Annotated in this window: 12 protein-coding genes and 2 pseudogenes; 4 read left to right on the forward strand and 10 right to left on the reverse strand. The window is 39.5% G+C overall.

Annotated features, from left to right (window positions below):
• The coding region (locus FDW87_RS21035) for a hypothetical protein (RefSeq protein ID WP_170975103.1) at nucleotides 1-247 on the forward strand (247 nt) is incomplete at its 5' end.
• A gap of 84 nt (nucleotides 248-331) precedes the next feature.
• Here FDW87_RS21035 and FDW87_RS08460 read toward each other — a convergent pair.
• From FDW87_RS08460 to FDW87_RS23285, 8 genes are read right to left on the reverse strand one after another with little or no spacing between them, the layout of a single operon-like run.
• Nucleotides 332-778, reverse strand: coding sequence for a hypothetical protein (locus FDW87_RS08460; protein WP_137379629.1), 447 nt, complete (start codon nucleotides 776-778; stop codon nucleotides 332-334).
• On the reverse strand, nucleotides 771-1,478 hold the full coding sequence (locus FDW87_RS08465; protein WP_137379630.1) for a hypothetical protein: 708 nt from the start codon (nucleotides 1,476-1,478) through the stop codon (nucleotides 771-773). The genes FDW87_RS08460 and FDW87_RS08465 overlap by 8 nt, the downstream gene beginning before the upstream one ends.
• Complete coding sequence (locus FDW87_RS08470) at nucleotides 1,435-2,010, reverse strand: hypothetical protein (protein ID WP_137379631.1); 576 nt, start codon at nucleotides 2,008-2,010, stop codon at nucleotides 1,435-1,437. The genes FDW87_RS08465 and FDW87_RS08470 overlap by 44 nt, the downstream gene beginning before the upstream one ends.
• A 32-nt stretch (nucleotides 2,011-2,042) precedes the next feature.
• Nucleotides 2,043-2,633: a type III secretion system inner membrane ring lipoprotein SctJ gene (gene sctJ / locus FDW87_RS08475; protein WP_170975104.1), complete on the reverse strand. Its 591-nt coding sequence runs from the start codon at nucleotides 2,631-2,633 to the stop codon at nucleotides 2,043-2,045.
• Between the two features lie 8 nt (nucleotides 2,634-2,641).
• Nucleotides 2,642-2,950 carry a type III secretion system inner rod subunit SctI gene (sctI, locus tag FDW87_RS08480; RefSeq protein WP_137379633.1) on the reverse strand — a complete coding sequence of 103 codons (309 nt, stop codon included), beginning with the start codon at nucleotides 2,948-2,950 and terminating at the stop codon, nucleotides 2,642-2,644.
• 29 nt (nucleotides 2,951-2,979) lie between these two features.
• A complete protein-coding gene (locus FDW87_RS08485) occupies nucleotides 2,980-3,255 on the reverse strand; it encodes a type III secretion system needle complex protein (protein ID WP_137379634.1) in 276 nt (91 codons plus the stop codon).
• A 12-nt stretch (nucleotides 3,256-3,267) separates the two neighbouring features.
• The gene (locus FDW87_RS08490; RefSeq protein ID WP_137379635.1) at nucleotides 3,268-4,077 is read right to left on the reverse strand and encodes a PrgH/EprH family type III secretion apparatus protein; all 810 of its coding nucleotides are present in this window, start codon (nucleotides 4,075-4,077) and stop codon (nucleotides 3,268-3,270) included.
• A 2-nt stretch (nucleotides 4,078-4,079) separates the two neighbouring features.
• Nucleotides 4,080-4,457 (reverse strand): PrgH/EprH family type III secretion apparatus protein, encoded by a 378-nt coding sequence (locus FDW87_RS23285; protein ID WP_137379636.1) that lies wholly within the window; start codon nucleotides 4,455-4,457, stop codon nucleotides 4,080-4,082.
• Between the two features lie 703 nt (nucleotides 4,458-5,160).
• Between FDW87_RS23285 and FDW87_RS21040 the strand changes: the two genes are divergently transcribed.
• The 3 genes from FDW87_RS21040 to FDW87_RS08510 all read left to right on the forward strand — a co-directional run bounded on the left by FDW87_RS21040 (nucleotide 5,161) and on the right by FDW87_RS08510 (nucleotide 7,669).
• The gene (locus FDW87_RS21040) at nucleotides 5,161-5,298 is read left to right on the forward strand and encodes a hypothetical protein (RefSeq protein WP_170975102.1); all 138 of its coding nucleotides are present in this window, start codon (nucleotides 5,161-5,163) and stop codon (nucleotides 5,296-5,298) included.
• Between the two features lie 111 nt (nucleotides 5,299-5,409).
• Nucleotides 5,410-6,783 carry a hypothetical protein gene (locus FDW87_RS08500; RefSeq protein WP_137379637.1) on the forward strand — a complete coding sequence of 458 codons (1,374 nt, stop codon included), beginning with the start codon at nucleotides 5,410-5,412 and terminating at the stop codon, nucleotides 6,781-6,783.
• Nucleotides 6,784-7,249: 466 nt separating this feature from the next.
• Nucleotides 7,250-7,669: a hypothetical protein gene (locus tag FDW87_RS08510; RefSeq protein ID WP_252363081.1), complete on the forward strand. Its 420-nt coding sequence runs from the start codon at nucleotides 7,250-7,252 to the stop codon at nucleotides 7,667-7,669.
• A 24-nt stretch (nucleotides 7,670-7,693) separates the two neighbouring features.
• On the opposite strand, the pseudogene FDW87_RS08515 reads toward FDW87_RS08510, so the two are convergent.
• Together FDW87_RS08515 and FDW87_RS08520 are read right to left on the reverse strand one after the other, a co-directional pair.
• Nucleotides 7,694-9,039: pseudogene (locus FDW87_RS08515) on the reverse strand (ISNCY family transposase).
• 214 nt (nucleotides 9,040-9,253) lie between these two features.
• A pseudogene (locus FDW87_RS08520) lies at nucleotides 9,254-9,349 on the reverse strand (GNAT family N-acetyltransferase); the annotation flags it as partial.
• Nucleotides 9,350-9,444 lie beyond the last annotated feature (95 nt).

Below are 9,444 nucleotides of genomic sequence, written 5' to 3' on the forward strand. Positions count from 1 at the left end.
GGGGGGGGGCACTGAGACTGTTAAGTCAACAGCCTTTAACATATCAGGGTATACAGAAATTCATGGGGAGGGTGCTCTGCAAGAATTTAAAGAATTTATGCTGGACAATTGCTCGGAATTGTTTGGTTATGTTAACGAGATTTTGCTATCAAAAAAAACAATTGATATTGAGCGGGATTTAATAAAAAATCATGAAAACTTACAGGGATTGCTACAAAAAATAAAAGATTCCATGTCCATGGATTAATCCCATCGCAAAGAGTATGATGGTATATATTGGTGAGATTACCTCTCCTGATGGTTGCTGCCTTTTTCGCTATCAGGGCAGATATCACACATCCGTTTTACCATTTCTGATTGTAAGTACATAGTGTTCTACGAACAAGACCATTAGGGGTTCATATAATACTGAGGATTTATCAATAATTTCCAGGGGTTGTTGTAATAATGCCATTTGTTGTTCTGGTTTTGTGATGGCTGGTTTTCTGTTCTCCGGGGTTGAGATGGCGAGAATTATTTTATAAATATCATTTGCATAATCATTAACATCCTCTTTAGGTGAGAGATTTGTGATTGCAATAATAAAATCTTGTACGAAAGGTTCAATATAAGAATAATTAATTCCTGTGTGGTTGAAGGTTGTTGGGCTAGAGTCAACTGCTAGAGCCACTTGCTGTAACTTATTACTTAGCGGAATAGCGTCCTCTGATAAAACATTTCTCAAATGTATTGCCTGTTCTGCAATGGGGTTGTTAATTAAAAATAAATTTTCAATCATTGCTGTTTCCCATATCTGTTTTTTTATTCTTTATTGCCATCAAATTATTATTCATGGACTCAATTAACTCTGAATAGGCTTTTTCGGAAATACATGAATTCTCAAGCTCCGATTTCTTGAAAGTAGTGTTGTAATAAGGAAGTAACGAGTTAAAATAATCGCTAGGTCTAAACTCAATAATGTGCTTATTGTTTTTTACGATAAAGCAAAAATCCTCAGAATAAGAAATATCAACTTTCCCGTCCCAACATGACTCAAGTTTCATTGATATTTTCGACGATAAGAAATGGCATCTTTTAGGAATAACAATATAAATAACATCCCCCTCCAGATGTTGACTATTTAACCATTCATCAAACAAGTGTAAAATTGTATCTGGTTGCTGTGTTGATGCTTCTAATGCTTTTCTGATAATATCCATTATGTCTTTCTGAAGCGTGTGAAATACTTTTTGGTAATCAAGAAAATATGATGACATTACGGTTATCAATTCAAGAAAACCTTGTTCGAATCCTTCGGCGATTGCATTAACTTTCAGGTTGTTGATATTGCTTTCGGCATCCTTGTAAATTTTTGTTAATTTTTTGCGAAATTCTTGTTCTGTATTTTTTTTTTGGGTACTTTCAGAAATTCTGGCCTTGGGTAGAAGAATATCATTAATAAGACGGGAGTTGGAGTTCGGTATGATTTTCTTTAACATAATTTAAAACCTTTGCTAAAATGACTATATCAACAGAATGATTGACATCATATCCAATGATATTTTCCGGAAACATTAATTCAAATCGCAATTTCAGTTGCTTGGGTAAGGATTCTATCCAAACACCAAGAGCACGATAACCTGTACTAATAATTGTAAGTTTATCAGGAATGACCCGATTTTTTGAATGATTTTTTATTGTAAAAACCTCAGAAAAAATAAACTCCGCCACCCATTTGGGCTGAGTGAAAATATACCCTCGCCAACATAATGACTCGCTTAGCAAATAGCATCCAGTCAAGTAGACAATATGAGGAAATAAGCGCCAATTTTTTATCCATAGGTTAACAGTTGGATGTGTCAAAACCTCGGGGGAGAGATTAACATCAAGCCCATAATAGTCAACAATGAATTCGTTCATATATGTTCTGGCCAATGAGTTTTTATAAATCTCCCTATTAAATTCCATACGCTGATGATGGAGATAAGATATCGGATCATTTAATATTTGAAAGAACAATTGAATATCCATAACACAATCTCAGCAAAAAAATGTGGGTGGCGTCATCTTATAGATGCAGGTGTAAGTACAACAGAAATATCATTATATTCAACCTCCGAAAAACTGTTTTTCAAAAATCTTTTAATGGACGCTATCTTTTGTTCAGATGGTTCCATTGTGTCAGGATTGTAAATTACTAGTGCGGAAACATGCATTTTATTTTCTTTTTTTCCAGGAGTGTCTTTAACCCCATCATAACTCACATGAATTCTGGCATTGTATACTCCAGCAATCAGCTTTACTGATTGCTCCAATCGTTGTTCAATACCTGAATAAAGTCTGGCTTTTTCTGCAATCGGAGAAGAGACCAGAGAATCAGATGGAAATAATTGTGATATTTCAATATCTGGCCGAGAAGGCAATCCATAAATCCTCATTAACTCAACTGCGGCAGGGAAATCATCATTATTGACACTAACAGTGTAACCGTCTTTTCCGGTAGAAAATTTTTCTCCCATTATATAATTCTTTTTAAGAACGGCTAAAATTTCATTTGCTTGCTGCTGTGTCAATCCTTCCAACAAATCCTGCTGCTTACAGGAAGTAAGTAGCAGGATCAATGAAAGCATTCCAATAATACGCAACGCTATCATTTTTATCATTAATGTGAAATTAATGTGGTAACTGCATCAACTGCCTTTTTAGTCAATGCACTGGTTAAAGATATTTTAATGTTTCGTTCGGAGATATCATTTTGAATTTTCAATAATTGTTCTGGAGACGATAATAAATTTTGATCACTTAATCTTTCAAACACCCCAATTTTTGATATCTCATCATCAACTGCAGCAGTTGAAATAGCATCAATCATACGCTTTTCAAGAGATATTACACCAGCACTTTGTTCAGAATGGTGAATATCATTATCATTATAGACATTAAATGCTATACCAATTCCATTAACTGACATAAAGATTATACCTCTTAACCCAATTAAAATTAACGGAAGTTTTGTACAATGCTTGCATCAATATCTTTATATGCTTTCACAGTATTTGACTGGGCATTGCGATAGATATTATACTCTGATAACTTACTTTGATACTGCGCAAGTAATGCTGGATCTGATGGACATTCAGCCAAAGCTTTCAGAGCATCAACAACATCATTGGCAAGCGTATCTACACCCTCATCAAATTGATGACGAATAGCATCCAAGTATCCATTCCAGCCCCATGTTTGTTCTGTGGGTTTTAAATCAGGATAATCAGCCATAAACATACTCCATTATTTTAACAACCATATATTGTCACTTTTTTTCACGAAGGTAACACCATCTATTTTACCACCAGAATAAACCTGTTCTTCTTCATCTTGAAGGAGAAGATTGAATCTTATAATTGACGCCCCCCATTTTTGATAAAATGACGAAACAAAGTTCTGAAAATTGTATAATAGGGAGTCATCAATGCTCATCTCTACAATAAAACTCACCATAACATCATTTTTTTTTATGCTATAATTAACTCCCAACTGTTCGAGCCCCGAACGAGCACTTTCAATGACGGCGTCATCATCAACAGTGGTTATTTTAGCATCATTAATATATGGCATGATATTTTTTACCAATATACTAAATTCAGTTTTATTTTTTATGGATGAGGCATGTTTGGCGCTGACGATAAAACTAGGTTGCTTAATTTCGTTAAATGAAATTTTATACAGCACCAGTTCAGGATATCTCTCGGAGAGAATCTTTCTTACTCGCTCCTCTTCTTTGGAATACGTTGTTATATTATAACGATCTTTATCCTTCAAATTATCAGCATACCTTTTTAAGGAAATGGCTTTTTCTTGATTTGATGTAAAAACATAAAATTTTTCGTCTGTGCCGGTAATGACAAAATATTCATCAACATGAGCACCAGATAAACTCTTGACTTCTTCTTTTTCGGACGAAGAAGAAGTCATGGAATCGGATAAATACAAAAAAAACAAAACTCCCGTTAAAAACAGAACACTAGATAACAGTGTTATTTTCCAGCTATTGATGCGCCATAACCAGAACTTCTTCTCACTATTTTTAACTTCATTTATTCCTAGTGCCTGTTTAGACCATGGCGTTTTTTTTTAGCCACGACCAGTTTTAACCCGTCAACACTGAAAGGCACGTTAAGTTCTACCTGATATTCATTGCACTTTTCTTCTCTTAACTCCCGAATGAAAATAGTGAATTCATGATCAGTATCTTGCTCGCTAACGACAACCTCAAAATTAAAATCTATCCCCACAGAAGGGAGGAACACAACTTCCTCTGGGAGGATTAGTTCGGTTTGATGGTAGCCATCCTCATCTAAAGAATAGTTCTTCGTGACAAAAAGATTGCTATCTTCATAAAGAGGAAACTCGCACCCATTCATGGGGGTGTTCAGTATTCTTAATTTTGCTACCTTATCTTCGTCTTTTACTTTTTCCAAAATTAAAAACTCTTGCTTTAAGCTGCGTTGTGTCTACAGTCAAACTAATGATTTATTATGACGGTATCAAAAGTAACACACCTTATACGTGTAATCATGATTAATTTATGATTAATGATGGTAATAAATGCAAAATCTGCGTCACTATGTAATGAACGAAGCCGAAAAACATTAAGAGCACGTCGATTTTTACATCAACACTGCTGAGGCAACGATGACGGGTAATGCATCGATAGTGGCACACCTGAAAAGCAATAAATGCTGAGTGACTGGGGGGCGGGTACAAACATCGACGTTAAGTCAACGTCATTAAATCCCCCCGCTAAGCATTGCGTCCTCCGTAGGGCTCACGAAAGCCAGTTCACGCCCCCTCGGCCAAATATAAATGGATATGGACATCGATGTTAAACACACTTTTCCAATCGACAAGGATGGGCTAAGTCTAGCAGTTCAGGCGGCCGCAAGCGCGCCATACTAATACATCAACGCAAGCGTAAGTGAGAACACAAGAGCGGCGGGGTATACTTTTAACCATCTTCATGATGGTAACGTAGGCGTCTGGACTTCTCCACATAATCGTCTTTATTTGAACGGATGTGATATTTCGGAAAAGATATCAGCAATTATATACGAGATAACGGACAATAGGAATCTGAGTACTCAGAAAAGGCGTCCTTTATCAGATGAATTTATTGAAAGGTTGATGGGAGAGTTTTCTGGCTCTCTTTATGCTACTGACCTGGATAAGGTACTCGCCACTAACTTCAAACTGCCGTCTGGTCTGGAAAAATCATGGGCCAGCCATGATGTGAAAGCAACGTATATAAAGTGCGCGGGTTAAATGAGTACTTTTTGCAATCAGGGAGGGTAAATAATCATGATATAATGTATCACATCGAATAATTGTCTGAATTGCATGATATACAAACAGAAATAATCAGGAGAAATGACGATGCCAGGAATATCAGATGTGCTGAACGCAAGTGTGCGGGACAGAATTAGCAGTTACCAGACTCTGGCAGAAAAAGCGATCAAAATTGATGGAAGTAAAACAGGAGTGTTTGCTGCTCTGGAACGGTTCTTTTTTAAACTGGACTTCTTACTTAAGTATGGCCATCTTCCTACCCTGGAGGATAAGGAGGGAAACAACCTGCCGCCTGAGCTTCAGAAACTGAAGGCTTTTCTGCAGGATGCAGAACCGGGCAGCTCATGCACCCTGCAGCGTAATGAAACTGAAAGGTACAGCTTCAGCTGGCAGACTGGTAAGAAACTAGCTGTGACCAAGGAGGTATTTTATCCTTCTCTGGTAGGAGCCCGTTGCGCTTATGCCAATGCAGGGAGATGGAGAGCACAGACACTCGCAGACGACGTGAACGTGGAGTTGGTGCAACTGGCGTTAAAGCCTGTTACTGACTCGAACAATGTTATCAACGGCAAAAAAGACCTTTTGGGAAAACCCATCCAAGCGTCTACTGTCATTGGAGAGTTTTCTTGTAACGAAAAAATAGATAATTTCACTGCACTACCGGATAAATATCTGATTTTTAAAGCACCGGTAAGTCCTGAATTGTTATGCAAAAAAATCAACTACGCTGCAGAACAGATTAACCAAAAAAAATACAACTATACTTTAGTTCGGAAATGCGCGCCGGACTTAATGGATTCAAGACCATGGTTTGATACATGTATTAAAGACATTACACGAGCAGGAAGTATTTCCGTTAACGGAATTGAATTAAAACCAGAAATGTTCAAAAAAATAATACACGCCATTTGTGGTGAAATACCTTTGGGTGCAAGTGGAAATATCACACACATTAATACCTCTCCCTTAGACGATGGAACAGTTAATGATATTCTTTCAGAACTTGAAAATGAAAATATAATGAATGGGATTAGACCTATTTTAAAATCTCCACAATTCCCTTTTGCTGTTCTGGCCGGAGTGTCTCAGTCACTATTCACGCAATTACACGGGGAATTTCTAGCAGGGCAGTCCCAATTCGTTCTTAAGATGGAGGAATATATCCCAGGCTTCACGACGAATAAACTCATTTCCAATACAATGCGTAATATGTTTTCTGGGCATCTTGATATAAGCATGAACGGTGAACAAGAACTGCAATGTCAAGTATCAATGATCACGCTATCTGCGGTTAATGTAAGTAAATCAGAGGTTGTCATCAATCCACGCAAGACAGGTATGTTTTTTTCTGTTCCAACAAATATCGGCACGGGCTACGACCAAATGGATATTGAAAATGATCTGGAACAGAAGTTGCGTGGCATATTGCCAGGTATGTATGTGAAAGTTGCAACATTGTAATGCTTATCATCAGATAATTATCTGATGATAACGGTGATGATCTGGCTAGAAAAGGAGTCTTGCGGCAAGGACGCCCGTACATTATAAGGAACGGGATTCGTATGTAATAGTGCTCTAAATAACTGTGCGGAATGGCAGAGTGACAGAAAAAACAGGAATCTCTCGGGCGACGTACTTCAGGTTAAAAAGAACAATAAAAAACGATGCTAAAATAGCAAATTTTTCTAAATAAATTCAATTAATTACCTAAACAAGGTGAGACTTTTAGAGGAAATGGGCCCGGAACCCAATTTGGGTCAGAGATGGACATCTCAATTTAGCTACTGCAATGAATGTTATTACAAGCTTAAAATGTCACCTGATTTTCCCAGTATCAAATGTCACTTTTATGTGGTTCATCAAAGTTATTCCTCTGCTTAATTCTGCATAATCATGTCTTTATATAGTCAATGGAATGGAAAGGTAAATGGCTGATATGACATCAATTACTGCAGGATTAAATGCAGTTAAGCTGGCTTTCAATATTGCAAAAGATCTTAAGGATGCGACAGCAGCATTCAATGAGGCTGAGTTTCGTCTAAAACTCAGCGACCTGTACTTAAGCCTTAGTGAAGCTCGGATGAATCTTGCTGATGCTCAACAAGAGATAAGTGGACTGCAAAGCGAAATTGCATCCCTTAAAGCACAACTTAATAGTGTTGACGAATTAGAGTTTCGGGATGGTTTTTATTACAGAGTCTCACCTGTTGATGGAAAGCCAAATGGCCCTTTCTGTCCAAAATGCTATGAAGGATCACCCAAAAAGCTATCCTCCGTAATGGCTGCCACAGGGATACATTCACACTTCGGCAGTAAGTATTGCCATGCCTGTCAGAGCCACTACTGACGAGTTAAAGCAGGCGAGGGGACATTAACGCTTAAGGCTGGCTCGAAACTCTTCCGGGTTAGCCAGCACGGGATTAATGGCCCTCAATTGCTCCTGAACCCTGGCCTGTGCGCGTCGTTTAGGCATCTTTTTGCTCCGATCACGCTTACCATCGCGTTCGAGTTCATCCATTTTGCTTTGCGCCAGCTTCAGAACAGCCCCAAGACGTTTGTTATCAACGATTTGTCCCTGTTCGACACATTCCAGTTTGTCGAACACCTGATATTTGAGTGAACGGTAACCGTATTTGAATGCCAGCGTGCCGTCCGGATAGTCGTAGGTTGTTATTTTTTCGCCAGCGATGCGAGTATTTTCTTCAGTAGGTTCAACCAGATATATCATTTTGTCATAGCGGAATGTCAGCGTTTTAGACAGCTTACGCTGTTCCTGCCAGGCAAAAATATCATCGAGCTCTTCGTCGCTTTCAGCCACGGGTCGGTGCAGATCTTTGGGGTATTTTGCTGGTCTTGCGAAGCGACGATTGAAGTCAGCGATGAAGGTATCCAGCCAGGCGTTGGCTGTTTCGATACTGCTGATTCCCTCGAGACGCATCTCCTTGATAAGCCGGTCCTGAAGCGTCTGATTTGCTCATTCCACACGGCCTTTAGCCTGTGGACTGTTGGCACAAATCAACTCGATCCCAAGTTCAGAAAGTACACGACAAAACTGGGTGACTCCGGTCGTAGTGGAGCCACCATTATTTACCCTGAAAATGCCGTGCTTATCGCTGTAAAACGCAAGTGGTTTGCCATGTTGTTCAAGATACTCTCGTGTAGCCATCATGTAATCAAAGGCTGATTCAGTCTCACCGAAGCGGAGGTGCATCAGGCGGCCAGTAGCATCATCAATGAAGACAAGCAGGCAACATTTGGGTGCGCGTCCTTCAAACCAGTCAGCGGAGAACCATCAATCTGAACAAGTTCTCCGAGGCAGTCACGCCGGTATCTGGGTTGATGAACACGGGGTCTGCGGCGTGAGTATGGAACCCAGAGTCCATCTGCCGTCATCCATTTTCTGAGCGTTTCAACAGACACCGTGATGTTATGGCGTTCGCGCAATTTTTCTGCGGCAAGCGTTGGTCCAAAGTCGCTGTAGTGATCGTGAAGTAAAGAAAGTACACGCAGCTTCAGTGACTCAGGGAGTCTGTGATTACCAGGGCGTCCACGGCGAAGGTTTGCCTGGCCAGCGGGACCTGATTCACGAAAGCGGTTCATCAGACGCTGCGTCTGACGTTCGGTCAGAGCAAGTTGGTGCGCGGCATCACGACGGCGCATACGCTTTTCGACAACTGACTGAATGACATTGATCCGGCTGAGTTCTTTATCTGACATGGTCACAAGTATCCTGATGTCTCCATAGCCTGAGGATTGGATCCTTTATGCCAGAAAAAGTGACATCACTAAATGGGTTAAAAGTGACATTAGAATATTGCAGTTACAACGTTAGTGCGCATAACGCGCATTATGTTAAATTCAATTTGATACGTACTCAGCTAAGTCCCCATGTGGCCCACGTTTGGCCATTGACCTCCTCTGCTCATTACAATCATGAAAGCCTGAGAAACAGAGTTCGTTCCTGCAGTTGAGATGCTTTGAATCCGTGGTGAAGATAAAAACGTTTAGCTTCGTCTGTGAGCGTATTCGAGAACAATTTCTCCGCTGAAAATTTCCGCCAATTGATGAATGCTACCTATCGCCCTACGTTTCTCCCCGTAGAATGCTTGTCTTCGGTATTTG

This window comes from Citrobacter sp. wls826 (genome assembly GCF_005281245.1).
Classification (GTDB): Bacteria; Pseudomonadota; Gammaproteobacteria; order Enterobacterales; family Enterobacteriaceae; genus Citrobacter; species Citrobacter braakii.